Origin of the sequence: Psychroflexus salarius, from assembly GCF_900129035.1 — a bacterium.
GTDB lineage: Bacteria > Bacteroidota > Bacteroidia > Flavobacteriales > Flavobacteriaceae > Psychroflexus > Psychroflexus salarius.
Genome location: NZ_FQTW01000005.1, coordinates 1 through 26,076, shown reverse-complemented (window position 1 = coordinate 26,076; position 26,076 = coordinate 1). Strand labels below are relative to the sequence as shown.

Below are 26,076 nucleotides of genomic sequence, written 5' to 3'. Positions count from 1 at the left end.
ATTAGGGGTTCAAAATTCGTTTTAACTTGGTTTTTACACGATTCATTTTCACTCTTGCATTAACTTCAGTAATCCCAAGTGTTTCAGAAATTTCTTTATAGTTTTTATCTTCTAGATATAAAAAAACTAAGGCTTTATCAATATCATTTAATTCTTTTATAGCTGAATACATCAGCTTTAAATTTTCTTCTACCGTGTCATCATAAACTTCCGAAGCAATTTTAAAATTTATTTGGTCAATATCTGATGTAGTGATGCTTCGTTTGCGTTTACGGTAAAGTGTAATTGCTGTATTTAATGCTACTCGATACATCCAAGTACTAAACTTAGCATCGCCTCTAAATTTTGGAAAAGCTTTCCATAATTGAACTGTAATTTCTTGAAATAAATCCTTGTGAGAACTTTCATCATGCGTGTAAAGCCGGCATATTTTATGCACAATATTTTGGTGAGTTTCAAGTAACTCTACAAACTGATGCTCTTGCTGTTTAATCACGTAAGATTTAATTCAATTAATTAGTAGGTAAAGTTATTATTTTGTTACAGTAATCACCAAAATCAAAATTGAAAAAACAAAACACTTTAACTTCTAAACAAGGCTTAACATTATGATGCTTAGATTGTCATATTTAAAACCTATCTTTGCAGCTATTTTTAAAATTTATATGAATACATTTGAATCATTAGGCTTAAGCCAAGAAATCTTAGAAGCAGTAAAAGATATGGGGTTTGAGTCACCAAGTGAAGTACAGGAAAAAACCATTCCTATTTTGCTTGAAGAGCCAACCGATATGGTTGCGCTAGCCCAAACAGGTACAGGAAAAACTGCTGCATTCGGCTTTCCACTAATTCAAAACATCGATCTTAATTCTAAAAGCACACAGGGTTTAATCTTGTCGCCTACTCGCGAGCTTTGTTTGCAAATCACAAACGAATTAAAATCTTATGCTAAACATTACAAAAACCTCAATACAGTTGCGGTTTATGGCGGTGCAAGTATTACAGACCAGGCGAAACAAATTAAAAAAGGAGCGCAAATTATTGTGGCAACACCTGGACGAATGAAAGATATGATTCGTCGAAACATTATTGACATATCAAAAATTGATATATGTATTCTTGATGAGGCTGATGAAATGCTTAACATGGGCTTTTTTGAGGATATCAAAGAGATTTTGTCGCACTCACCAGCCACAAAAAACACTTGGCTATTTAGTGCCACAATGCCAAAAGAGGTTGCGCAGATTGCTAAAAAGTTTATGCAAAACCCAAAAGAAATAACTATTGGTAAGAAAAATGTTTCTACTAAAAATGTAACTCACGAATACTTCATTGTTGCTGGTCGAGACCGCTATAATGCAATGAAGCGTTTGGTAGATGCAAATCCCGATATTTATGCCGTTGTATTTTGTAGAACTAAACGCGATACTCAAAAAGTAGCAGAACGTTTAATAGAAGATGGCTATTCGGCCTCAGCAATTCATGGCGATTTAAGCCAAAATCAACGTGATTTGGTTATGAAAAGCTTCCGGTCTAAGTCAATCCAAATGCTTGTGGCTACTGATGTTGCGGCGCGAGGAATTGATGTAGACGATATTACACATGTTATCAATTACCAATTACCTGACGAAATTGAAACTTATACACACCGAAGCGGACGTACTGGTCGTGCTGGCAAAGAAGGTACTTCAATGGTGATTATCACTAAAAGTGAAATACGTAAAATTAAACAAGTTGAACGTATTATTGGTCAAAGTTTTGTAGCAAAAGAATTACCAACTGGTGATGAAATTTGTAAAGTTCAATTACTGCATTTAGCTAAAGAAGTTCACAATACTGAAATCAATCACGATATAGATCCTTATGTCGATCAACTTGAGTCTCAATTTGAAGATATTTCAAAAGAAGATTTAATTAAAAAATTCTTTTCAGTTGAGTTTACGCGTTTTCATAACTACTATAAAAACGCTCCTAAGTTGACAAAACCTTCTGAAGACCGTGGTGGAAAAAGCAGTGCAAGCTACGGCGATGAAACACGCTTTTTTATTAACGTTGGTGAAAAAGACGGCTTTAACTGGATGTCTCTAAAAGACTTTTTAAAAGAAACACTTGATTTAGGCCGCGATGCAGTAGCCAGAGTTGATGTTAAAAACACATTTTCATTTTTTAATGTCCCAAACGACGATGTTGAAAAAGTTAAAGCTTTATTTGAAGATTTTAAACTATTTGGCAGACATGTTAATGTTGAAATCACAAAAGACAAGAAAAAATCAGGCGGTGGCTTTAAAGGCAAACGTTCTGGTAAGCGCCACTCTAGCGGTAAAGGTTCTGGCAAACGTGATTTTAAATCTGGTGGCAGAAATAGAGATCGCAGCGTAAACAAATCAATTGAACGTCGACGCAAAAAACAGTAATTGTTAATTTTATCGAAATCTTAATACGACACATACGTTGCGTATTAAGATTTCTTTATTTTTAAAAAATGAAGTATTTATATTACATCTTATTTTTTTTATCACTAGCAAGTTTTAGCCAAGATTCACTAAACGCAAAACTTGAAACAATTAAAGGTACGGTCATGAATGCCGCTAATGATAAAATTCTTGAAAATGTAAATATTATCAATATCAACACCGTTAGAGGTACAGTTACCAATTCAAACGGGCGTTTTAATATAAAGGCGCATGTCAATGACACCTTATACTTTTCTTATTTAGGCTTTAAACCTATTCAAGTTCGCATTACTCAAGATTGGGTAGATTTTGGTGATGTTAAAATTAAAATGACAGAATCTGCTATTGCTCTAGAAGAAGTAAAATTACAAGACATTAAACTTACAGGTTTTCTAGAGATTGACGCAAAAAATATCCCCATTTACGATAATTACAGATATTCAATTTCTGGAACAGATTATGCCTATGAAGGTGGCAATTACCAAAGCTCATCTATTTCTCGAACCATAGACGCCATTTTAAATCCTGCTGATTTGCTCTATCAAATTTTTGGTAAAAAGCCAAAACAGATGAAGCGTTTACGAAAAATGAAGCAAGACAATGCCATTCGAGATTTACTACAAGATAAATTTGATCGTGAAACGTTATCAGCTGTCCTCCAAATCAGCAAAGTTGATATTGTAGACATTCTAAAAAAATGTGACTACTCAGAATCTTTTGTCCGCAAGGCTAACGATTTACAATTACTTGATGCCATCAGTGATTGTTATGAAGAATATAGAGCAGTTAACCGATAAACATGTTAAATATTTGCGTTCTTACTGGAGCTGGAATTAGTGCTGAAAGCGGCGTTAAAACTTTTCGCGACCATGATGGACTCTGGGAAGGCCATGATGTAATGCAAGTAGCTACGCCAGAAGGATTCAAGAAAAACCCTGAACTGGTTTTAGATTTTTACAACCAACGCCGAAAACAGCTTAAAAGCGTAAAACCTAACGCAGCACACTTAGCTTTGGCTCAGCTTGAACAGAAATATCTAGTCAATATCATCACACAAAATGTAGATGATTTGCATGAACGCGCCGGTAGCAAAAGCGTAACGCATCTTCATGGTGAATTAATGAAAGCTAAAAGTAGTATTGATGATAGCTTAATTTATAACTGGTCAGAAGATATCAAAATTGGAAATACATGTGAAAAAAACAGTCAACTCAGACCTCATGTTGTTTGGTTTGGTGAAGCTGTACCAATGTTTGAACACGCCATTGCTCAGGTTGAAGTTGCCGATATTATTATGGTTGTAGGAACTTCAATGCAAGTCTATCCTGCTGCAAGTTTAATCGATTTTAAGAAAGCTGAAACACCAATTTACTTTATTGATCCACAGCCTCAAATAAAAGCTAATAATAAAACAAAAATATACGCTGAAAAAGCTTCAACTGGTGTTCCTCAAGCTATAAAAGACATCACTAAACACAATTAAAATCTAGCTTATTTCCCTCAATTTCAACTAAAATTTAGGGCTAATAATGTATATTTGCGAGCGTCTTAAAACCTCAACTATGAATGCTCTCAACGCTATTTCACCAATTGACGGACGCTATGCTTCTAAAACTAAAGACTTGAATCAATTTTTTAGTGAGCAGGCCTTAATAAAATATCGCGTTCATGTAGAAATTGAATACTTTATTAGCTTATGTCAGTTACCACTACCGCAACTTAAAAACTTCGACCATAATTTATTTAATCAACTTCGTGCTATTTATAAAAATTTCAACACTAAAGATGCTGAAGCTGTAAAAGAAATCGAAACTACCACAAATCATGATGTTAAAGCAGTTGAATACTTCATTAAGTCAAAATTTGATGAGTTAGGCTTAACAGAATCAAAAGAATTTATTCACTTTGGATTAACCTCCCAAGACATCAACAATACCGCTGTTCCTTTAAGTTTAAAAGAAGGTTTAAACCAGGTTTATACCCCTGAATTGAAGTTGCTTATTGAAGCTCTAAAGCAAAAATCAAGCGAATGGAAACATATTCCTATGCTTGCCAAAACACATGGGCAGCCAGCTTCACCTACACGTTTAGGAAAAGAAATTGAAGTCTTTGTTGTGAGGTTAGAAGAACAAATCAAAACGCTCGAAAAAACACCAATGCCTGCTAAGTTTGGTGGTGCAACTGGAAACTTCAATGCGCATCATGTAGCATACCCAACAATTGATTGGAAAGCATTTGGTCAAAATTTTGTGGAAAAAAGTTTAAATTTAAAATACTCTTTTCCAACCACACAAATTGAACACTATGATTATCTAGCGGCAACTTTTGATGCCTTAAAGCGTATCAATACAATTATAATTGATTTAGATCGTGATATTTGGACTTATGTCTCGATGGACTATTTTAAACAAAAAATTAAAGCAGGCGAAGTTGGTTCTTCAGCAATGCCGCACAAAGTTAATCCTATCGATTTTGAAAACTCAGAAGGAAATTTAGGAATTGCCAATGCATTATTTGAACATCTTTCTGCAAAATTACCCGTTTCAAGATTACAACGCGACTTAACCGACTCAACTGTTTTAAGGAGTATTGGTATGCCCATCGCTCATAGTTTAATCGCCTTAAAATCAACAGCTAAAGGATTAGGGAAATTATTATTAAACGAGAGGAAAATTAATCAAGACTTAGAGCAAAATTGGGCTGTTGTTGCTGAGGCTATTCAAACCATTTTACGTCGTGAAGCCTATCCAAAACCTTATGAAGCTTTAAAAGGATTAACAAGAACAAACTCAGTAATCAATCAAAAAAGTATTCAAGCTTTTATTGAAACCTTAGAAGTTAGTGATGAAGTTAAGCAAGAATTAAAGCAAATTACGCCACAAAATTATATAGGGATTTAATGCAAAAGTTTAAAGCTTGGATTTCAGCAGCAAGATTACGAACCTTACCACTTTCTATTGCAGGTATTTTAATGGGTAGTAGTTTAGCTTTTGAGCAAAAGGCTTTTGACCAGACCATTTTTTGGCTTGCTATTTTAACAACACTCAGCTTCCAAATCTTATCTAATTTTGCTAACGATTATGGCGATGGCGTTAAAGGTACTGATAATGATGATCGACTAGGACCTCAACGTGCTTTACAAAGTGGTGCATTAACTGATAAAGAGCTTAAACGCGGTATTATTATTAATAGTATTATTGGTTTAGTTCTAGCAATTGCATTAATTTATAAGGCTTTTGGACAAGACAATTTCTTAGCCTCGCTCCTATTTTTTGCATTAGGCATTTTAGCCACAATTGCCGCTATTAAATATACTGTTGGTGATACAGCTTACGGTTACAAAGGTTTAGGTGATGTATTTGTATTTGTTTTTTTTGGCTTAGTAGCTGTTTTAGGGAGTCAATATTTAATGACAAATCAATTTTACGAAATTCAATTATTGCCAGCAACAAGTATTGGTCTCTTATCAGCTGCGGTGCTCAATCTTAATAATATGCGCGACGAGAATAGTGATCGAAATTCTAACAAATTAACTTTAGTGGTTAAGCATGGAAAGAAATTTGCCAAAATCTATCACGTAAGTCTCATTTGTATAGCGATACTGTGTTTAGTTTTTTATGGCTATTTCCGATTTGAGAATGACCAATGGTTAAGTTTAATAGGATGTATTCCTTTACTTATTCACTTAAAGAAAGTCATTAATTACACTAATCCCAAAGACTTAGATCCTGAATTAAAAAAAGTAGCGCTAAGTTGTTTTGCAATAGCCTTAATTTATCTTCTAGCAAGTTTATTTTAATCTGAAGTTATTGAACTCTCAGCTTTAACTTCAACTGAAAAACGACAACAAGCTGTCAATTTTCAGTTAACGGAAAAGTTACGAACTTCAATCTTAAAGTTTGAAAAAATCGTAACTTGTATTCAAAAGAAAAAACAATGGCTTATACTGACAAAATGTTGCGTGAAGACGCTTTAAAAGACACTAATATTATTGTAACTGGTGGTGGTTCTGGATTGGGGAAATCAATGACCAAATACTTTTTAGAACTCGGTGCCAATGTGGTAATTACCTCACGAAATTTAGATAAACTGAAAAAAACCGCAAGCGAACTTAGTGCTAATGTTGATGCAAAATGTATTCCTTTACAATGCGATGTTAGGCATTACGACCAAGTTGAAAATATGCTAGAAAAAGCTCATGAAACGCTTGGTACTATTGATGTTTTACTTAACAATGCTGCTGGTAATTTTATTTCGCCAACTGAGCGCTTATCGAGTAACGCTTTTGATACTATTATTGATATTGTACTAAAAGGGACTAAAAATTGCACGCTGGCGCTAGGTAAACATTGGATTGATAAAAAAGAGACCAACAAAAGGGTTCTAAATATTGTTACGACTTACGCTTGGACAGGCTCAGCTTATGTTGTCCCAAGTGCAACGGCTAAAGCTGGTGTCTTAGCCATGACACGCTCGTTGGCAGTAGAATGGGCAAAATATGGTATTAGATTTAATGCAATTGCACCAGGTCCATTTCCAACAAAAGGCGCTTGGGATAGACTTTTACCAGGCGAGCTAAAAGACAAGTTTGATTTAGCTAAAAAAGTACCGCTTAAACGTGTCGGTGACCATCAAGAACTTGCCAATTTAGCTGCCTTTTTAGTCTCTGATTTTTCAGCTTATCTTAATGGTGAAGTAATCACAATTGATGGTGGCGAATGGTTAAAAGGTGCTGGACAGTTTAATTTACTCGATCAAATTCCTGAGCAGATGTGGGACATGCTCGAAGAAATGATAAAAAGTAAAAAAGCTAAATAATCCATTGTGAAGCATCGGTTGATTTACAAAAATTAATCGATGCTTTAATTTCAGCTGCCATAAATTTATCGGCTTTAACTAATGGAACTTTTGTTCTAAATTTCTGGATAAAATCTTGAATTTCTTCACTGCTCAGAAGTGGTTCTCTAAAATATAAAGCTTGAGAAGCATTAAATAATTCAATAGCTAAAACGGTATAAACATTTTCGACCACCTTTATAAGCTTGGTTGCTGCATTTGCCCCCATACTAACGTGATCTTCTTGACCGTTAGAAGATACAATAGAGTCAATCGAAGCTGGCGTACATAATTGTTTATTTTGACTAACAATACTTGCTGCTGTATATTGCGGAATCATAAAACCACTGTTTAATCCTGGCACATCAACAAGAAAATCTGGTAAATCGCGCAAGCCTGATACCAATTGATAAGTTCGTCGCTCTGATATATTTGCGAGTTCAGCCAAAGCAATTGCCAAATAATCTATAGGCAGAGCAATTGGCTGACCGTGAAAATTTCCGCCTGATATTATTTTATTTTCATCAACAAAAATATTAGGATTATCGGTCACCGAATTAATTTCTATTTCAATGGTTTTTTTCACAAACTCGAAGGTGTCTTTTGTAGCGCCATGAACTTGCGGCACACACCTAAACGAGTACGGATCTTGAACGTGTTTTTTATCAGCTTGAGCTATAGGGCTATTTTGGCGAAGTTGTAAAATACGTTGAGCTGTTTTAACCTGACCTTGATGTGGTCTAACTTGATGAACCAAGGCATCGAATGGTGATAAATTACAATCAAAACCATCCATAGAAACAGCCGAAACTAAATCACCTAAGTCAATCAACTGCTTGGTTTGAATTAAGGCATAAACGGCGTGCGCACTCATAAACTGCGTTCCATTTAAAAGCGCTAAACCTTCTTTTGATTGTAACTCTAAAGGCTTTAACTTATGAGTCGCTAAGATTTGTTTAGCGTCAATTATTGTATTGTTCTCATAAACTTCACCTTCACCTAATAATGGCAAAGACAAATGCGCTAATGGTGCCAAATCTCCTGAAGCCCCAAGTGAACCTTGACTGTAAACAACGGGAAATATATTGTGATTATAAAAATAAATAAGTCGCTCAACCACTTCTAAACTAATGCCAGAATGTCCATAGCTTAAGGATTGAATTTTTAGCAATAGCATTATTTTAACGATTTCTTGATCAACTAAATCTCCTGTTCCACAAGCATGAGATAAAACTAAATTTCGCTGAAGTTCAGATAGTTTCTCATTAGAAATCTGAATATTACATAGCGATCCAAAACCAGTATTTATTCCGTAAAAAGCCTTTTCGCTTATAGCTGGATTATGGTCTAAATAATTTCGTGCTTTTAAAATTGAAGCTTTAGCAGACTTAGACAATGCCAATTTAAAGTTACCTTGAAGCAGTTGTTCTATTTGATTAATACTTAAATGCGCATCGTTGATGTAATGAATTTTAGACATAGGAGTTTAATTTCAAACGATTGCGAAATTAAACATTTTTTTAGTTTTGTTCACACTCAAAGTATTTAAAAGCTCGACCTAGAAATTTTGAAATATCAGATGCTAAAAAACTTTCTTGAGATTCCTGGCTTAAGGCTAAATCTGCTGTTATACCATGCAAATATACACCTAAAATAGCGGCGTTTAAGGACTCATAACTCTGCGCCATTAAAGCAGTAATCATACCTGCTAAACAGTCGCCAGAACCAGCCGTCGCTAAGGCAGGATTTCCTGTAGTGTTTATAAAAACCTGATCGCCACAAACTACTTTGGTAAAGGCTTCTTTCACGACTACAATTACATTATATTTATGAGAAAAGGCTTTAACTTTATCTAGCATTTCATAACTCGTTTGCCAATCGCCGATCAAGCCTTTTAATTCGCCTTTGTGTGGTGTTAATATAGATTTTGGTGAAATTTGACGCCGTAAAGCTTCATTTTTAGAAATAACATAAAGCGCATCTGCGTCTAGTAAAACTGGCTTTTGAATATTTTTAAAAACAGTTGAAACAATTTCACTTGCTTCAGCTGTACGTCCTAATCCCATTCCTAAACCTATAGCATCAAAATCTTTCAGGAGTACTTCAGCTAAATTTAAAGAAAGGTCTTCATCTATATTAGTTGTCATCGCTTCAGGTTGTCGGGTTAATAATACCTGGTTAGTTATGGCGTTAGAATGAACACTCAATTTACCAACACCGCTTCTTAAAGCAGTTTCAGCAGATAAAATAACACTACCGTGCATACCAGTATTACCACCTATTAAAAGTGCATGACCAAAACTTCCTTTGTGTGAAAATTGTTGTCTAGGTTTATAAATTTTCAATAAGTCATTTTGAGTAATGTAATGGCAGGTTAAAGGAGTACTGAAATTATGGTCTTCAACAAGTCCGATATCAATCACTTTAAAATCGTTCAAAAAAGCAGCATTCTCTGAACAGAAAAAACTAAGCTTTGGCGCGTGAAAGCTTAAACATAAATCGGTTTTAAATCGAATATCATTAGGTTTGTTAGCCTGATGAGCATACATTCCTGAAGGCACATCAATAGCTATTTTTAAGCCTTTTTTCTGGTTTATATCTTCAATTATAGCCTGAACAAATTTAGGCATCGGTCGGTTAAGACCTACACCAAAAATACAATCGATATAATTGCTTTGTTTTGATAATTCAAAGTTTGTTTGGGTTTCGTCAATTTCAGTTACTTTAACTTCGGCTGGTAAACGATGATAGTTGGCTTGTGCATCAGCCGAAAGCTGGTCAGCAAACTTCAACCAAAAAACTTCAACCTGATAATGCTGTTGATTAAGTAATCGAGCAATAGCAAAACCATCTCCAGCATTATTTCCCATGCCGCACAAAACCACCACAGGTGTTGATGATGGAAGAATAGACAATAATTCAGTTGTCGCTTTTTCAGCGGCTGTTTCCATTAGGTTAAGTGAAGATATACCTTTTATGGACATAGTTAACTTGTCTAATTCTGAAAGTTGTTGCGGATTATAAATTTTCATAAGCCAAATTTTAACTTAAACATACGGCTTTTATCACAACAAATAAAGCTAATCACCGCTTTAAATCACAGTCTAATTCAGCTAAAATCCTAACTTTGCAAAAAAAACTTAATACGTATGAAAACAACAGCTTTAAACCATATTCATCATCAACTTGGTGCTAAGATGGTTCCGTTTGCAGGTTATGAAATGCCTGTTTCTTATGAAGGTGTAAATAACGAACATGCATGTGTTCGTGAACATCTTGGGGTTTTTGATGTATCGCATATGGGCGAGTTTTTTGTTGAAGGTAAACAAGCGCTAGAGCTGATTCAATATATTACAACCAACGATGCTAGTAAATTAATTGATGGCCAAGCACAATATACATGTATGCCAAATGACAAAGGCGGCATTGTAGACGACTTAATTATTTACCGCTTTAATGCCCATAAATTTTTAATGGTAGTTAATGCCTCAAACATAGAAAAAGATTTTAATTGGGTAACTAAACACAATAACTTTGATGCTGAAGTAATCAATGCTTCAGATGAATATAGCCTATTGGCTGTTCAAGGTCCCAAAGCTGTTGAAGCTATGCAATCACTTGCAAAAATAGATTTGTCTGAAATTAAATTTTACCATTTTGAAGTTGCCGATTTTGCTGGTGTTAAAGATGTTATTATTTCTGGAACAGGTTATACTGGAAGCGGTGGTTTTGAAATTTACTTTAAAAATAAACATGCCGAACAAATTTGGAGTCGCGTTTTAGAAGCTGGTAAACCTTATGGCATAAAACCGATCGGACTTGCAGCACGCGACACATTACGACTAGAAATGGGGATGTGTTTGTACGGTAATGATATTGATGAGACAACTTCACCAATAGAAGCTAAACTAGGCTGGATCACAAAATTTACAAAAGACTTTATTAATGCAGAGGCTTTAAAAGCCGAAAAAGAAGCTGGACCTCAACGTAAACTCATCGCTTTTGAACTGACTGAAAAAGGAATTCCGCGTCAAGGCTATGCTATTTTAAATGAAAATGGCGAACAGATTGGCCAGGTAACTTCAGGGACCATGTCTCCTAGTTTAAAAAAACCAATTGGCATGGGTTATGTTGCTACCGAATACAGTAAATTTGGAACACCGATACAATTACAAATCCGCAAAAAAGCTGTCGCTGGAATTACGGTTAAACCACCATTTTATAAAAAATAAGCGCTATTAAAGGTGGACAAAAAATATTAATTTTAGGTGTCAGTGGATTTCTCGGTAGCGAACTCTACCGAGAGCTTTATGCTTATTTTGATGTGTATGGTACATACCGCACGCCTGATGAAGATTTGCACAACAATCATAAGTTTTTTGAATGGGATTTTGAACTCGACTCCATCCACTTATTGCTTTCTGAACTTCAACCCGACTTAATTATTTCTTGTCTAAAAGGTAATTTTGCTGGGCAGGTTTATACACATTTTGAAATTTGCGAATATCTTGAAAAGTACAACAAAAAGCTGATGTATATTTCATCGGCCAATGTATTTGATGCTTTTACCAATTATCCGTCTTATGAATACGATAAAACCTTATCAGAAAGTAGTTATGGTCGGTACAAAATCAAGATTGAAAACAGGCTAATGCGATTACCAAACCATCTCTATAACATCATACGTTTACCGATGGTTTATGGTTATAATTCTCCTAAAATTAAAGAATTAAAGTTATTACTTGAACTTGATGAAGCCGTTGAAGTTTTTCCTAATGTAGTTATAAACGCTACAACTCACCAAAAGTTTACCCAACAAATACACTATATTATAAATCAAGATTTAGAAGGCATTTATCATTTAGGTAGCCGTGATTTAATTCACCATAAAGACTTAATTAAAGATATTGGAAAAGCTTTAGGTTACGATCACATTCTCTTTAAAAACGTTTACAGTTCAAATCGAGATCGTTATATTGCAGTGTTACCTAAAACACATGTTCTCCCGGAACATTTGTACATTAGTATTGAAGACATTATTTACAACTCTGTAAAATTATAATTTATGCAAACACTGAAAAAAACGGAAATAGAAAAAGCCTTAAGTGAACTTGACCATTGGAATCATGAAGGTGAATTCATTATGCGCTCATTTACTTTTGAAAATTTTAAAGAAGCATTTAGTTTTATGTCACGCGTAGCATTTGAAGCTGAAGAATTAATGCATCATCCCAATTGGGACAACGTCTATAACAAGGTTAATATTAGTCTTAATACACATGATGCTGGCGGAATTACCCAAAAAGATATTGATTTGGCCGCACGAATAGATGCAATCGCAAAAAGCTAGCTCAAATTAAAAACGGCTCTAATGAGCCGTTTTTAATAGTCAATCAAGACCAAGCTAACTAAAACAAATGATGAAAATCAATCTATTTCAAATCGCATCCCGATTTGAATGTTATGTTCGTCAACTGTATTATCACTAAACAAAGGATTTAGATTATATTGACCGTACAGTTGAACATTATCCCAACCAATATAGGTGCTGATACCGTATAACAAATTATTCGTATTCATATCAGTGCGCTGCTTAACTTTAAAATTATCGCCATTTTCTTTGTATTTAAGTTTTTGGGTGTTTAATAAGTTAAGACCAACAAAGCCACCAAAACCAAACTTAACACCAGGATCTGTAAAATAGGTATATTGGTCTTTTGTGGTTTTCTTTCTAGAATTAGTTAATTCTAAATGTAGAGGAATGATAAGGTTATCCATTCTAAATTTTGACTTATCTAATTCTACTTCAAAAGTTTCTAATACCGTTTGATTGCCATTTTCTACAAAAATCTGATTATCCTGTGGTTTTAATCCATTGAATTGAAACTCTACACCGTAATTAAATCGTAAAAAATTTGAATATTTAAATACACGCGTACTCCAATTCCACCCAAAACTAAAGTAACGACTCCCAGCAAACTTATAGTTTTCATTACCAAAATCATTTTCATTAAAACTGTTATTAAACCCAAAGCCAAGAATAAATCGAGAGTCTGTGCGTGACTCTATTTTAAATTGTTTGTTTTTAGAAATAGTATCTGAAGATTTAACCCCAAAAACTAAATTATTTTCACGTTCATCACCATCTTTTATAATACGCTCATATTTAAAGAATGGTGTAAAGTCTAGTTGAATCGTATCTGTATATCGCTTAAGACGATCTAATGGTAAATCAAGGTCAAGGTTTAAATCCATTTCACTCAAATCAATTAATTCAACATCGTTTCTAATGGCATAAGATAAGTAAAGCTTGGCGAGTTGCTGCCGCTCTTGAATATTCATTGCTGCAGTTTGTGCCGCTTTTTGTTTCAGAGATTCAGCCTCATCAACAGTAATCTTTTTAGCTTCTAAGCTTTTATTAATCGCTTTGACCTTTAGTTTTAATTGTTCTTTTTCTTGTGCTTCAATTTTATCCATGAGTTCTTGAACTTCTTGTTGATCTTCAACAGAAAGGCTGTCAAGAACTGTGGTCATTTGAGCGTTTACTGTTACATAGCTAGACATAACAAGCAATGTTGCGATGTAAAATGCAATTTTAATCATAGGTAATGGTTTTTAAGTTATAAGTATATTAACGTTGAGTAAGTGCCTCTTGCACTTGATTAAATTTAAGTTTTATGGCTGCCCAAACTTTATCTCTAAAATTATCATCTTCTAGTTGTGCATTAACATCTGCTAATAATAATTCTGGTGTAACATGGCTTACAAGCTGTCTTTGTTGCGGCTGAAGTTGCGCTTTTGCTTCCGCTAGTAAACGGTCAACTTCAGTTAATTTATCTTTGGATGTTGAGTTTGGCTGTTCTTGAAGTTCTAATTCAATTTCGGCTAAAAGTGAGTTTGCTAAATCTTCCGTGGTTTCAGGCTGATGTGAATTTTGCTTGTTACTTGGTTGTAGAAACAAATTTAATTGATCAAAATTTATAGGTTTTGACTGTGGTAGTTTTGATGTAATTAAGACATCTTTAGACTTCAAATTAGAGCTTACAACTAGTATGCTTTTAGTAACTGAATTTGATTTTGGTGCTGGTGAAGCAAACTTTGTTGGTTGAGCATCTAAGTTGCTGCTAGGCGAAAACCATAAAGTTTGTAGACTGAAAAATAAAACTAAACCGGCTGCAAGACCCGCGATAAAATATAGGTAAGGGCGTTTTTTGGGTTGCGGTGATTGCTCTAAACCTTCAACTACTTTAAACCAAGCATGGTCGCTAGGTTGTATTTCGCGCTGTTCAATTTTTGATTTAATATGTTGTTCTAAATTTTTCATCCGTTCAATTGCTTTTGATCGTGAAGTAGGTTCATAATCATTTTTTTTGCTTTAGAGAGCTGCGACTTTGAAGTTCCTACACTTATTCCTAAAGTTTCAGCTATAGCTTTATGTGTATAAGATTCAACTACATAAAGGTTAAACACCAATTTGTAACCACTGGGTAATCGATCAATACAGCTTTGTATTTGGTCTATTTGGGTATAATTTAATGTCTCATCATCAGTTGTAATGGCTAAATGCTCTAGTTCATGAGATGGAAATTCAATAGCCTTCTGTCGCCTTAAAAAATCGATAGCTTCACGTACTAAAATTTGCCTACACCAAGCTGGAAAAGCTTTGTCATTTGAAGAGAATTGATGAATCTTATTAAAAATTTTCACAAAACTCCGTGACAAAACATCTTCGGCAAACTGAACATCAGCAATGTATAATCTTGCTAAACTCAGTAACTTGGGAGCAAAACGTTTATAAATTTCATGCTGTGCACGACGGTCGTTTTGCTTAGCTCTTGCTATTAGCTTTTCAAGCTTGGTATGTAGATTTATTATTTTCACAAAGCGTCTCTTGTTTATATAGACGCCAGAATTTCAAAAAGGGTTGCCTGAAACTTAAAATTATTTTTTAATATCTTGAACTTCAGAAAGCGTGACAGGTTTTTTTTGTTTGTTTTCAAAGTTGTTCATGATATAATTCATTACATCAACCACTTCTTGATCACTTAAACCCATAGGCGACATCATATTATTATAAACTTTAGCATTGACTTCAATTTCGCCTTTTAAGCCATATTTTACAGCTTTAATACTTTCAGTTCGTTTTTCACTCAACCAATTTGAATTGGCAATTGGCGGATAAACACCTGCAACACCACTGCCATCGGGCAAATGACAACGCATGCAAAAATTATTGTAAACAATTTGACCGCGCTTGATACTCTCGGTTAGTTGGCTTTGCTCAAGGTAATTTATAGAACTAGTTTCAGATTTCCAGATCAATACAGATAAGCACAACAAAAATGAAGAGATTACAACTACTTTCATATTAAGATTTTGGAAGTATTTTAACCAAACCTACACCTTCTACACCAACATAAATAAAGCCGTCAGGACTTTGTTCTACGCTTCTTACACGACCTATTTTATCGAGAATTTTTTCGCGCTTTACAACTTGGTTATCCGCTAAGACTAAATGCTCTAAGTACATGAATTTAAGCGACCCAACTAACAAGTTTTGGTTTAAGTGTGGATACTTATTAGAGTCAACGAACGTCATTCCGCTTGGCGCAATAGATGGTACCCAATAATGAATTGGCTGCGTCATCCCAGGTTTTTGGGTTTCATCGGTAATCGTTGTTCCTGAGTAATTAATTCCGTACGTAACAACTGGCCAACCATAATTGGCCGCTTTTTTAATAATATTGATTTCATCTCCGCCACGTGGTCCGTGTTCATGCACCCAAATTTTACCAGTTTTAGGATGTATTTCCATGCCTTGTGGATTTCGGTGTCCATAAGAATAAATAGCCTTCTTGGCATTGTCTTCATTTACAAACGGATTATCGTTTGGAATTCGACCATCTGCATGAAAACGATAAATCTTACCTCCATCACGTGAAATATCTTGAGGGTTTACATCGCGTTCGCCACGTTCGCCAATTGAAATATAAACATAACCTTGATGGTCAAACTCTATACGACTACCAAAGTGTACACCTTTTGTTGTGTTTGGTGAAGCCTTATACAAAACTTCAAAATCGATAAGTTGTGAGCCGGTTAATTGAGCACGTGCAAAAGCAGTGTGACCACCTTTAGCTTTACCTTCGATTGAAGCGTAGGTAAAGTAAATCCAGGGATTTTTAGGATAATCAGGATGAATTTTAACATCTAACAAGCCGCCTTGACCACGATTATAGACTTCTGGAAAACCGCTTAATTTAGTTGTATTTTCGTCATCATATAAATATACTTCTCCAGATTTATCAGTAATTATAATCCGCCCATCATCAAAAAAATCAAATCCCCAAGGCATATTAACTTGGTCTGTAATAACTTCATATTCATAATCATTTTCAATAACTGTAATTGATGTATCTTCTTGTGCACAAGCCAATAGACTAAAAGCAAAGCAAAATGATAAAAATAATTTCATATTTAAAATTTTATATAAATTTAATTAAATCTTTAAGTTAGACTACCAAATTAACGAGAGTTTAAACGCAAAAATTAAATAATTCTAAAAATTATCACTCGAATTACTCAACATTATTGACAGATTAATTTTATAATTTCTAGGGCTTGTGTACTTTTACACCAAAAGTGAACGCATGTTAATTATTGGTATTGCTGGTGGTACAGGAAGTGGTAAAACAACCGTGGTCAATCAAATTATAAATGAATTACAACATGATGAAGTTGATGTCATTTATCAAGATTCTTATTATCAAGACACTTCACATTTAAGTTTTGAAGATCGGACAAAAATTAATTTTGACCATCCCAAATCAATTGATTTTGACTTACTTGTTGATCATTTAAAGGTGTTAAAATCTGGACAATCAATAGAACAACCGGTATATTCATTTAAAGAACACAACCGCACTAATGAAACCATTACAACCCAACCTCGAAAGGTAATGATTGTTGAGGGAATTTTAATTTTTACGCATCCAGACATTCGCAAAATGTTTGATATTAAAATTTTTGTACATGCCGATAGTGATGAGCGCCTGATGCGACGCCTTAAACGCGATATTAATGAACGTGGACGAGACCTTGATGAAGTTATTAACCGCTATAAATCTACCCTTAAACCGATGCATCAACAATTTATAGAGCCCACTAAAGAGTATGCTGATATTATTATCCCAAACAATCGCTTTAATACAGTAGCCATTGATATTGTACAAACCATCATAAAAGAACGTTTGGTATAAAGCCCAATTAATAATTAAAGCCCACACAAAACTTTAAGTTTAATAGCTTTAATTTTTGTAAATTTATCCCATGAAGTTAAACGAATTAAGAACTAAACGCTGGTTTAAAATACTTACCAACAAGTATATTTTAACCTTAAGTTTATTTATAATTTGGATGCTGTTTATAGATACCAATTCATGGTTGATACATCATGAACTCAATCAAGATATTGAAGAGCTTGAACAAAACAAGCAATATTATATCAAGGAAATTGCTAAAGATAAAGCAACCTTTAAAACCCTTAATGACTCTGTAGAAATTGAACGCTTTGCTCGTGAAAATTATTTCATGAAACGCCCGAACGAAGAAGTCTACATTATAGAGTATGAAGATAGTTTACAACAAAACTAAACCACATGGCCAAACAATTATTTAAAGATTTTGAACCGATAACCTCTAAAGCTTGGAAACAAAAAATTCAAGCTGATTTAAAAGGCGCCGATTATAACGAAAAATTAATTGACCACTCTGACGAAGGTATAGACGTCAAACCTTTTTATCACCAAGACACACATCAAAACATCGATTTACCAATTACAGAAGATTGGCGAATTACAGAAAAGATTTACCTTGAAAATTATACGGCAGTCACCAAAATAGTAAATGATGTTACTAATCGCGGCGCCGAATCTCTATGGTTAATTGTCCCCGAAGCCAATACAAAATTATTTGATTTACTTACAGAAATCAACACCTTAAAGGTTCCCGTAATGCTGGAATTTCTTAAACTTGAACAGGAGTTTTTAAAGCATTTAGATGAATTTAGTGCAGAACTGAATATTGATATTCTACTTAACTTTGACCCGATTAAGCATTTGTCATCTCAGGGTGATTGGCAGAAATCTCAAACTGAAGATTTAGCTATAATTCAACAATTCGCCCAATTGAAGCATCTAGAACCTCAACTCTCAATCGATACGCGATTATTTCAAAATGCTGGTGCCTTAAAACAGCAAGAATTAAGCTTTAGTTTAGCGGTGCTTAGTGAATACTTCAACTATTTAAGTAATGCCCAAACATTACCACAAACAATTGAACTTAACGTCATTACTTCAACAGGTTCTAATTACTTTTTCGAAATCGCTAAACTAAAATCCTATCGATTGTTAATCAACAGTTTAGCTAATTCATTTTCAGTAGATGTTACCTTAAAAATAATTGCTGAACCAAGCCAACGTAACAAAACGATTTACGATTATAATGTTAATATGCTGCGCACCACAACCGAATGTATGAGTGCTGTACTTGGTGGTGCAGATTGGGTAAATAATTTAGCTTACGACGAAATTTTTCATAAAACAAATGAATTTGGCGAGCGCATTTCTCGTAACCAATTACTCATTTTAAAACATGAATCTTACTTTGATCAAGTCCATAATCCCACAAATGGAAGTTACTACATTGAAGAGTTAACCCAACAATTAGCGCAAAAAGCACTAGATGAATTTAAAAGCATCGAAAAAAATGAAGGCTATTTAAGTGAACTCTTTAAAGGCAATGTGACTAAAGCGATAGAAACAAGTGCCAAAAAAGAAGAAGAAAAACTTGAAAAAACAGAATTTGTGATGGTTGGTACTAATAAGTATGAAAATACAGATGATCGCATGAAAGCCGATTTAGAGTTATACCCATTTGTAAAAAAGCAACAACGCCAAGTCAAATTTAAACCAATTATCACCAGAAGACTTGCCGAAAAGATTGAACTGAAACGCCTTGACAAAGAAGCAAACGCCTAAGCCAATTTAGAGACTATGAAACGAAAAAATATACAAGATATAAAGCTTCAGTTTGAAAACGAAAGTCAAAACACGAGTAAAAAAACTGCAAAAACAGCTGAAGGTATACAACTTAAAAACTGTTACTTTAAAAGTGATTTAGACCAAACTGAACACCTTAATTTTGCCGCAGGAATTCCACCTTACCTACGCGGTCCTTATTCGACCATGTATGTAAGTAGACCTTGGACAATTAGGCAGTACGCTGGTTTTTCTACAGCAGAAGAAAGTAATGCCTTTTACCGTAGAAATTTAGCTGCAGGACAAAAGGGACTTTCAGTAGCATTTGATTTGCCAACCCATCGCGGTTACGACTCCGATCATGAACGCGTTGTAGGAGATGTTGGTAAAGCTGGTGTTGCAATCGACTCGATTGAAGATATGAAAGTTTTATTTAACCAAATTCCGCTCGATAAAATGTCAGTCTCAATGACCATGAATGGCGCTGTTTTGCCAATTATGGCTTTTTATATTGCAGCTGCCGAGGAATCTGGCGTTGACCAATCGAAACTTTCAGGTACCATTCAAAATGATATCTTAAAAGAGTTCATGGTGAGAAATACCTATATCTATCCGCCAACACCATCCATGAAAATTATATCAGATATTTTTGAGTATACCTCTCAATTCATGCCTAAATTTAACAGCATTAGTATTTCTGGATATCACATGCAAGAAGCTGGTGCAACCGCCGATATAGAACTGGCCTATACTTTAGCTGATGGCTTAGAATATATAAAAAAAGGGCTTGATGCCGGCATGGACATTGATACTTTTGCACCGCGCTTATCATTTTTCTGGGGCATTGGCATGAATCATTTCATGGAAATTGCTAAAATGCGTGCAGCACGAATGCTTTGGTCTAAACTTATAAAACCATTTAACCCAAGCAATCCTAAATCTTTAGCCTTAAGAACACATTGCCAAACAAGTGGTTACACACTTACAGAGCAAGACCCTTTTAACAATGTGGCACGAACTTGTATTGAAGCTACAGCTGCTGCTTTTGGAGGCACACAAAGTCTACATACCAATGCCTTAGACGAAGCTATTGCCTTACCAACCGATTTTTCAGCTAGAATTGCCCGAAATACACAAATTTACTTGCAAGAAGAAACGCAAATTACTAAAACTGTAGATCCTTGGGCAGGTAGTTACTATGTAGAAAAACTTACCCATGATATTGCGCACAAGGCTTGGGAACATATTCAAGAAATTGAGCAACTTGGCGGAATGACTAAAGCCATTGAAGCTGGTATTCCTAAATTACGCATTGAGCAAGCTGCTGCTAAAAAGCAAGCTAAAATAGATAGCGGTAGTGATAAAATTATTGGTGTAAACGCCTACAGATTGCCTAAAGAAGACCCTATTGTTACTTTAGAGGTCGATAACCAAAGCGTTAGAAAACAGCAACTGCAAAAGCTTAAAAGTATAAAAGCGCAACGCGATCAGACCAAAGTGAATTTAGCTCTAGAACAACTTACTAAAGCCGCTAAAAGTGGTAAAGAAAATTTATTGACCTGTGCTGTTGAAGCCGCTAAAGCCAGAGCAACATTAGGCGAAATTAGTTTAGCTTTAGAGAAAGTTTACGGTAGGCATGAAGCAAAAATACAATCGTTTAGTGGCGTTTATAGCAAAGAAATGAAAGAAGATACCTCATTTAGTAAGGCCAAAAATTTAGCCAATGAATTTGCTGAAAAAGAAGGCCGAAGACCTAGAATTATGATTGCCAAAATGGGACAAGATGGCCATGACCGCGGCGCGAAAGTAGTTGCTACAGGTTATGCAGATGTTGGTTTTGACGTTGATATTGGGCCTTTATTTCAAACCCCAAAAGAAGCTGCCAAACAAGCCGTTGAAAATGATGTCCATGTGTTAGGCGTCTCATCATTAGCGGCTGGTCACAAAACTTTAGTGCCGCAAGTTATCAATGAATTAAAGGCTTTAGGTCGCGAAGATATTATGGTTATTGTTGGTGGTGTAATACCTTCAGCCGACTACGAATTTTTATTTGAGGCAGGTGCTGTGGCCGTGTTTGGCCCTGGAAGCCGAATTAGTGATGCAGCTATTGAAATTTTAGAAGTTTTATTAGATAGCTTCTAATCCGACTTATGCATTAAAAAATCTATTACGGCCTGAAACTACTCCAAAATCAACATTTCATTTGTGTTTTCAGATTCACCATAACGATGCTATGCTAAATCTTCCAAATCACCTGATTTTATAGTATTTTCAAACCTCATCGTAAAGTTTTAGTGCATAATCGGGTTTAAGTTTTATACCAAACCTAATTTAGCGTTAAAGTTGAAGTCTTAAGCTAACAAGTTGTAATTTAAACGTTTTCTTTAAGCAAAAAACTATGTTCGGATTATTTAAGAAAAAATCAGAAGAAGACCAACTACGCGAAAAGTACGAGAAACTTCAAAAAGAAGCCTTTGATTTATCAAAAACAAATCGTAAAGCCGCTGACCAAAAAACCGCCGAAGCTGAAGAAGTAGCTAAAAAACTGGAAGCTTTAAAAAAAGATTAGCGCATCAGCTTTACCATGAGTTCTTTTAGCAAATCACCCTGTGAAGTTTGGTAGGTATCAACACCTTTACCCATTAAATCAATTTGTTTAATGTGATGTAAGTTTCGTGTTACTTTTTTTAAAGGATATTTTTGAGCGGCTGCAACATATTCACTTACAAAATAAGGCGAAATTCCTAATTTTTTAGCCGCATTCATTTTAGACTTGTCTTTTAAAGCATGATACTTTGCAAGTTTTTGAAAGTAACTAAACAATTGTCCGGTGGTCACCACTAAAGGGTTATTCTTGGGGTTTTGAGCAAAGTAATTGATAATTTGGTAAGCTTTGGGCTCATTTTTTAAACCGATAGCTTTAGTTAACTCAAAATTGTTAAAATCTTTGCTTATACCAATATTTTCTTCAATGATTTCTGGTGTTATATGGTGACCTTTAGGAATTAGCATAATGAGTTTTTCTAATTCTTTAGAGATATGCGCAAGATTAACCCCTAAAAATTCAACTAGCATTACGGCCGCTTTATGGTCTATACTGTATCCGGCAGATGTCATGGTTTGTGAAATCCAATCAGGTACTTGGTTGTCATAAATCGCTGGCGTCTCAAAATAAACATGATGCTTTTTTAATAGTTTAACCACCTTTTTACGGGCATCAAGTTTTTTGTATTTATAGCAAAACACCAGAATAGTTGATTCTTGTGGCTGTTCTAAATAAGCTTCTAATTGGGCAAGTTGTTTAGAGAGACTTTGGGCTTCTCTTACAATAATAAGTTGGTAATCAGCCATCATCGGGAAACGCTTAGACAAGCTAATTACTTCATCTATACTAACATCTTTACCATAAACAATGTTTTGGTTAAAAGCCTTTTCATCATCAGTTAATACATGTTGCTCTAAAGCCTCGGCAATTAAATCAACAAAATAAGTCTCACGCTCACCGACCAAAAAATAGACCGGTTTAAAATCTCGCTTTTTAATGCTATTAATTAAGGCTTGTGCTTGCTTCATTTCTGGTGCTTAAGGATATTTTATTACTTTTGAAGCCATGCAACAACTCAACTTCAAAAAGTTTCAATTTAAGCTCAAAAGTAGTGAAAATAAAACGTTTATTTTTTCTAGATTACGTAAAAAATACTTGCTTTTAACACCAGAAGAATGGGTCAGGCAAAATTGCATTGAACACTTAATTAATGAAAAACACTACTCTCCTAACCTACTCAATGAAGAAAAGTTGGTTAATCTCAATGGTTTAAAAAAACGTTATGATGTGGTTGGTTTTAACAACTCTGGTAGCATTGAATTACTTGTAGAATGTAAAGCCCCAAATATTAAAATTACCCAACAAACCTTTGACCAAATAGCGCAGTACAATTTAAAATTAAATGCCAAATTTTTATGGGTAACTAATGGTATTTCTCACTATTATTGCCAGATAGACTATCAACAACAACAATATATATTTTTAAAAGATTTACCAGCTTATGAACGCTAAATCGTCACAAATTGCCATTGCTATTTTAAATTGGAATGGTAAAAACTTGCTGAAACGTTTTTTGCCAAGCCTTACTAAATATAGTAAAGAAGCAAATATATATGTGATTGATAATGCCTCTACCGATGACTCTATATTATTTTTAAAAGAGAATTATCCTGAGTTAAAAATTATAGAAAACAAACAAAATTTTGGCTTTGCCGGTGGCTATAATGAAGGACTGAAATTAATTAAAGAAGACTACCTTATTTTATTAAACAATGATGTAGAAGTAACCAAAAACTGGATACCGCCATTAATTGAATTATTACAAACAAAGGCTGAAGTTGCCGCTGTACAGCCCAAGCTAAAAGATTTAAATAAGCCTGATTATTTTGAATATGCAGGTGCAGCAGGCGGTTTTATAGACCAATTAGGATACCCGTTTTGCCGTGGCAGGTTGTTTGATGAGCTCGAAAAAGATGAAGGGCAATACAACGATACCCGCGAAATATTTTGGGCTAGTGGTGCCTGTTTAGCTTTAAAACGCCAAGTTTTCATGAACTTGGGCGGTTTTGATGAAGATTATTTTGCACACCAAGAAGAAATAGACCTTTGCTGGCGATTTAAAAATTTTGGTTATAAAATTATGTACACACCATATAGCCAAGTCTATCATTTAGGTGGCGGTAGTTTAAACGCTCAAAACCCTAAAAAAACTTTTTTAAACTTCAGAAATTCATTGTTTAATTTGGTTAAGAATGCACCAAAAAAGCTAACATGTTTAATTATTAGTAGAGTTTTAATTGATAGCTCAGCCATTTTGTATTTTGCTTTTAAACTTCAACTGAAGCATGCACTGGCAATTGTAAGCGCTTATGTTAGTTTTATAAAACTTTATTCAAAAATCAAAAGCAAGCGACGAGAAGTATTTTCTTCAGAAAAATATTTTAGGGTAAAAAGCATAGTTTGGCATAAATTTTTCTGGAGAATTAAAAGCTATGAAGCATTGACTTCAAAAAAGTGTTAAGACGTATTATTAGGAGTAGATAAAGCTTATTTTTGTTTAAAAATTAAATTAAAACGTGATGAAAAAAGTAATTGGATTGGGATTAACCGTGCTGCTATTAGCTAGCTCGTGTGTATCTAAAAAGAAATTTGCAGCCTTAGAAGAAGATTATTCTAAAGTTGAAAACGATTTAAAATCGGCCGAGATGGCTTTAAGTGCTTGTGAAGACAAAAATCGTGACCTAGTGGCGAATTATAAATCTCAAATTGAGACTTTAAAGAATACAAACTCTGCATTACTAAATAGCCAGGGTGATTTAGCTACGATTTCTAAAAAAGGCGCTGAAAATCTTGAACGCTCTTTAGAAAGTCTTCAAGAAAAAGATTTACAAATTAAAACCATGCGTGATGCTATTAATAAAAAAGACAGTGTAACCTTAGCTTTAGTTACCAGTTTAAAAGGTGCTTTAGATGATGTTAATGACAGTGATATTGAAATTAGCGTAGAAAAAGGTGTTGTATTTGTTTCCATTTCAGATAAGTTGTTGTTTGGAAGCGGTAGTTATAAAATAACAGAAGATGCTAAACGCGTATTAGGTAAAGTTGCCAAAGTGGTTAATGACAAAAAAGACTTTGAGTTTATGGTTGAAGGACATACAGATAATGTACCAATTTCTAGAGAATGTTTTGAAGATAACTGGGATTTAAGTACAAAACGAGCAACAGCAGTTGTGCGTGTTTTACAAAATGAATATAATGTAAATCCATCTAGAATGACAGCTGCAGGACGCAGTGAATATGTGCCAGTTGCCGAAAATGATACAAAATCTGGAAGAGCTAAAAACAGAAGAACTCGCATAGTAGTTCTACCGAAATTAGACCAGTTTTTTGGTATGATTGAAGATGGTATGAAAAACTTAGATTAAATAATTTATTTTATATCTTTATAAAAGCGCTCTGTTAAGAGCGCTTTTTTTTATGCGTTTAATGGTTTAAAAAGTTGTGAGAGCTGATAAATGTTTTATATTTGCATCCGCTAAACAAAATATTATTTTGTTGATGCCATTTTAAGTTGAAAATGTATAGGTCGCGTAGCTCAGCTGGATAGAGCATCTGCCTTCTAAGCAGACGGTCACAGGTTCGAATCCTGTCGCGATCACAGAAAGCCAAAACCCGCACCAATACTGGGTTTTGGCTTCTTTTTTATAAATAATCTAAGGTTTTGTACCATTCTATTATATATTTAATGATAGCCTTAGAAATTTGATTTAAAACTATAATTTTCAACACTAGACTTTAGTTATTAACAAGATGACGTCTGAATCATTCAACAGATGTCAGTTATATAAAATCATTTAATTCATCTAGTGTCTCATCTTAAGTTAACACTTTAGCTTAATTGAGATAGCATTACTTTCAATTGATGTCTCATTTAAAACAAGATTAATAAGCTTCTAAATACATAGGTTTGTTTTATTAACTTATAATATCCATTTGTATAATTAATGTACAAAATTTTTATTTTTAATGTACATTATTTTATATTTTAATGTACATCATTTATGTATTTAATGTGCTTTATTTATTCATTTAATGTACATTAATTAATCAATTATAAGTCATCAAATTCAATTTTTAAGCTAAGCGTATACAAAATTAGCCTATAATACATTTTAATACATATAATATGCATCCTTATCTTATT

26 protein-coding genes and 1 tRNA gene are annotated in these 26,076 nt (G+C 34.2%); 18 read left to right on the top strand and 9 right to left on the bottom strand.

All coding sequences use genetic code 11. The features are described from left to right. Position 1: 1 nt before the first annotated feature. Positions 2 to 496 carry an RNA polymerase sigma factor gene (locus BUB82_RS07290; RefSeq protein ID WP_073192957.1) on the bottom strand — a complete coding sequence of 165 codons (495 nt, stop codon included), beginning with the start codon at positions 494 to 496 and terminating at the stop codon, positions 2 to 4. A 169-nt stretch (positions 497 to 665) separates the two neighbouring features. Here BUB82_RS07290 and BUB82_RS07285 point away from each other — a divergent pair, with 169 nt between their 5' ends. From BUB82_RS07285 to BUB82_RS07260, 6 genes are all read left to right on the top strand, one after another. Continuing rightward, complete coding sequence (locus BUB82_RS07285; RefSeq protein ID WP_073192956.1) at positions 666 to 2,414, top strand: DEAD/DEAH box helicase; 1,749 nt, start codon at positions 666 to 668, stop codon at positions 2,412 to 2,414. 68 nt (positions 2,415 to 2,482) lie between these two features. Beyond that, the gene (locus tag BUB82_RS07280; RefSeq protein WP_073192955.1) at positions 2,483 to 3,250 is read left to right on the top strand and encodes a carboxypeptidase-like regulatory domain-containing protein; all 768 of its coding nucleotides are present in this window, start codon (positions 2,483 to 2,485) and stop codon (positions 3,248 to 3,250) included. 2 nt (positions 3,251 to 3,252) lie between these two features. Then, complete coding sequence (locus BUB82_RS07275; RefSeq protein ID WP_073192954.1) at positions 3,253 to 3,936, top strand: SIR2 family NAD-dependent protein deacylase; 684 nt, start codon at positions 3,253 to 3,255, stop codon at positions 3,934 to 3,936. 79 nt (positions 3,937 to 4,015) lie between these two features. Next, positions 4,016 to 5,353: an adenylosuccinate lyase gene (purB, locus tag BUB82_RS07270; protein ID WP_083574494.1), complete on the top strand. Its 1,338-nt coding sequence runs from the start codon at positions 4,016 to 4,018 to the stop codon at positions 5,351 to 5,353. Then, positions 5,353 to 6,252, top strand: coding sequence for a 1,4-dihydroxy-2-naphthoate octaprenyltransferase (menA, locus tag BUB82_RS07265; RefSeq protein WP_073192952.1), 900 nt, complete (start codon positions 5,353 to 5,355; stop codon positions 6,250 to 6,252). The genes purB and menA overlap by 1 nt, the downstream gene beginning before the upstream one ends. A gap of 137 nt (positions 6,253 to 6,389) precedes the next feature. After that, positions 6,390 to 7,271: an SDR family oxidoreductase gene (locus BUB82_RS07260; protein WP_073193115.1), complete on the top strand. Its 882-nt coding sequence runs from the start codon at positions 6,390 to 6,392 to the stop codon at positions 7,269 to 7,271. Here the strand turns inward: BUB82_RS07260 and hutH are convergent. Both hutH and BUB82_RS07250 read right to left on the bottom strand, forming a co-directional pair. Continuing rightward, positions 7,264 to 8,769 (bottom strand): histidine ammonia-lyase, encoded by a 1,506-nt coding sequence (gene hutH / locus BUB82_RS07255; protein ID WP_073192951.1) that lies wholly within the window; start codon positions 8,767 to 8,769, stop codon positions 7,264 to 7,266. The genes BUB82_RS07260 and hutH overlap by 8 nt on opposite strands. Positions 8,770 to 8,809: 40 nt before the next feature. Continuing rightward, entirely contained in the window at positions 8,810 to 10,321 is a 1,512-nt protein-coding gene (locus BUB82_RS07250; protein ID WP_073192950.1) for a bifunctional ADP-dependent NAD(P)H-hydrate dehydratase/NAD(P)H-hydrate epimerase, read from the bottom strand. A gap of 117 nt (positions 10,322 to 10,438) precedes the next feature. On the opposite strand from BUB82_RS07250, the gene gcvT reads away from it, so the two are divergent. Genes gcvT through BUB82_RS07235 form a run of 3 tightly spaced genes read left to right on the top strand, consistent with a single transcriptional unit; the run spans position 10,439 to position 12,639 of the window. Continuing rightward, positions 10,439 to 11,521: a glycine cleavage system aminomethyltransferase GcvT gene (gene gcvT / locus BUB82_RS07245; RefSeq protein WP_073192949.1), complete on the top strand. Its 1,083-nt coding sequence runs from the start codon at positions 10,439 to 10,441 to the stop codon at positions 11,519 to 11,521. Between the two features lie 23 nt (positions 11,522 to 11,544). Beyond that, positions 11,545 to 12,351 (top strand): sugar nucleotide-binding protein, encoded by an 807-nt coding sequence (locus tag BUB82_RS07240; RefSeq protein WP_073192948.1) that lies wholly within the window; start codon positions 11,545 to 11,547, stop codon positions 12,349 to 12,351. Between the two features lie 3 nt (positions 12,352 to 12,354). Then, positions 12,355 to 12,639, top strand: a complete 285-nt coding sequence (locus BUB82_RS07235; protein WP_073192947.1) for a 4a-hydroxytetrahydrobiopterin dehydratase — start codon at positions 12,355 to 12,357, stop codon at positions 12,637 to 12,639. A gap of 77 nt (positions 12,640 to 12,716) precedes the next feature. Here BUB82_RS07235 and BUB82_RS07230 read toward each other — a convergent pair whose 3' ends face one another. Genes BUB82_RS07230 through BUB82_RS07210 form a run of 5 tightly spaced genes read right to left on the bottom strand, consistent with a single transcriptional unit; the run spans position 12,717 to position 16,764 of the window. Then, positions 12,717 to 13,892: a hypothetical protein gene (locus BUB82_RS07230; protein ID WP_073192946.1), complete on the bottom strand. Its 1,176-nt coding sequence runs from the start codon at positions 13,890 to 13,892 to the stop codon at positions 12,717 to 12,719. Positions 13,893 to 13,920: 28 nt separating this feature from the next. After that, a complete protein-coding gene (locus tag BUB82_RS07225) occupies positions 13,921 to 14,613 on the bottom strand; it encodes a hypothetical protein (RefSeq protein WP_073192945.1) in 693 nt (230 codons plus the stop codon). Continuing rightward, positions 14,610 to 15,170, bottom strand: coding sequence for an RNA polymerase sigma factor (locus BUB82_RS07220; protein ID WP_073192944.1), 561 nt, complete (start codon positions 15,168 to 15,170; stop codon positions 14,610 to 14,612). Before BUB82_RS07220 ends, BUB82_RS07225 begins: the two co-directional genes overlap by 4 nt. A 60-nt stretch (positions 15,171 to 15,230) precedes the next feature. After that, on the bottom strand, positions 15,231 to 15,656 hold the full coding sequence (locus tag BUB82_RS07215) for a c-type cytochrome (protein WP_073192943.1): 426 nt from the start codon (positions 15,654 to 15,656) through the stop codon (positions 15,231 to 15,233). A gap of 1 nt (position 15,657) precedes the next feature. Next, a complete protein-coding gene (locus BUB82_RS07210) occupies positions 15,658 to 16,764 on the bottom strand; it encodes a PQQ-dependent sugar dehydrogenase (protein ID WP_073192942.1) in 1,107 nt (368 codons plus the stop codon). A 175-nt stretch (positions 16,765 to 16,939) separates the two neighbouring features. On the opposite strand from BUB82_RS07210, the gene udk reads away from it, so the two are divergent. The 5 genes from udk (at position 16,940) to BUB82_RS11725 (ending at position 21,896) form a co-directional block, all read left to right on the top strand. Then, positions 16,940 to 17,548 (top strand): uridine kinase, encoded by a 609-nt coding sequence (udk, locus tag BUB82_RS07205; RefSeq protein WP_073192941.1) that lies wholly within the window; start codon positions 16,940 to 16,942, stop codon positions 17,546 to 17,548. A gap of 70 nt (positions 17,549 to 17,618) precedes the next feature. Then, the gene (locus BUB82_RS07200) at positions 17,619 to 17,942 is read left to right on the top strand and encodes an FtsB family cell division protein (RefSeq protein ID WP_073192940.1); all 324 of its coding nucleotides are present in this window, start codon (positions 17,619 to 17,621) and stop codon (positions 17,940 to 17,942) included. A 5-nt stretch (positions 17,943 to 17,947) separates the two neighbouring features. Further along, positions 17,948 to 19,327, top strand: a complete 1,380-nt coding sequence (locus BUB82_RS07195) for a methylmalonyl-CoA mutase subunit beta (protein ID WP_073192939.1) — start codon at positions 17,948 to 17,950, stop codon at positions 19,325 to 19,327. A 15-nt stretch (positions 19,328 to 19,342) separates the two neighbouring features. After that, positions 19,343 to 21,469: a methylmalonyl-CoA mutase gene (gene scpA / locus BUB82_RS07190; RefSeq protein WP_073192938.1), complete on the top strand. Its 2,127-nt coding sequence runs from the start codon at positions 19,343 to 19,345 to the stop codon at positions 21,467 to 21,469. A gap of 256 nt (positions 21,470 to 21,725) precedes the next feature. After that, a complete protein-coding gene (locus BUB82_RS11725) occupies positions 21,726 to 21,896 on the top strand; it encodes a Lacal_2735 family protein (protein ID WP_143185662.1) in 171 nt (56 codons plus the stop codon). Here the strand turns inward: BUB82_RS11725 and holA are convergent. Then, a complete protein-coding gene (holA, locus tag BUB82_RS07185; protein WP_073192937.1) occupies positions 21,893 to 22,900 on the bottom strand; it encodes a DNA polymerase III subunit delta in 1,008 nt (335 codons plus the stop codon). The genes BUB82_RS11725 and holA overlap by 4 nt on opposite strands. Before the next feature lie 37 nt (positions 22,901 to 22,937). Here holA and BUB82_RS07180 point away from each other — a divergent pair, with 37 nt between their 5' ends. From BUB82_RS07180 to BUB82_RS07165, 4 genes are all read left to right on the top strand, one after another. After that, entirely contained in the window at positions 22,938 to 23,384 is a 447-nt protein-coding gene (locus BUB82_RS07180; protein ID WP_073192936.1) for a type I restriction enzyme HsdR N-terminal domain-containing protein, read from the top strand. Beyond that, positions 23,374 to 24,393, top strand: coding sequence for a glycosyltransferase family 2 protein (locus BUB82_RS07175; protein WP_073192935.1), 1,020 nt, complete (start codon positions 23,374 to 23,376; stop codon positions 24,391 to 24,393). Before BUB82_RS07180 ends, BUB82_RS07175 begins: the two co-directional genes overlap by 11 nt. A gap of 58 nt (positions 24,394 to 24,451) precedes the next feature. Next, positions 24,452 to 25,297, top strand: coding sequence for an OmpA/MotB family protein (locus BUB82_RS07170; protein WP_073192934.1), 846 nt, complete (start codon positions 24,452 to 24,454; stop codon positions 25,295 to 25,297). Between the two features lie 159 nt (positions 25,298 to 25,456). After that, positions 25,457 to 25,530, top strand: a tRNA-Arg gene (locus BUB82_RS07165). The last annotated feature ends 546 nt before the right edge of the window (positions 25,531 to 26,076 follow it).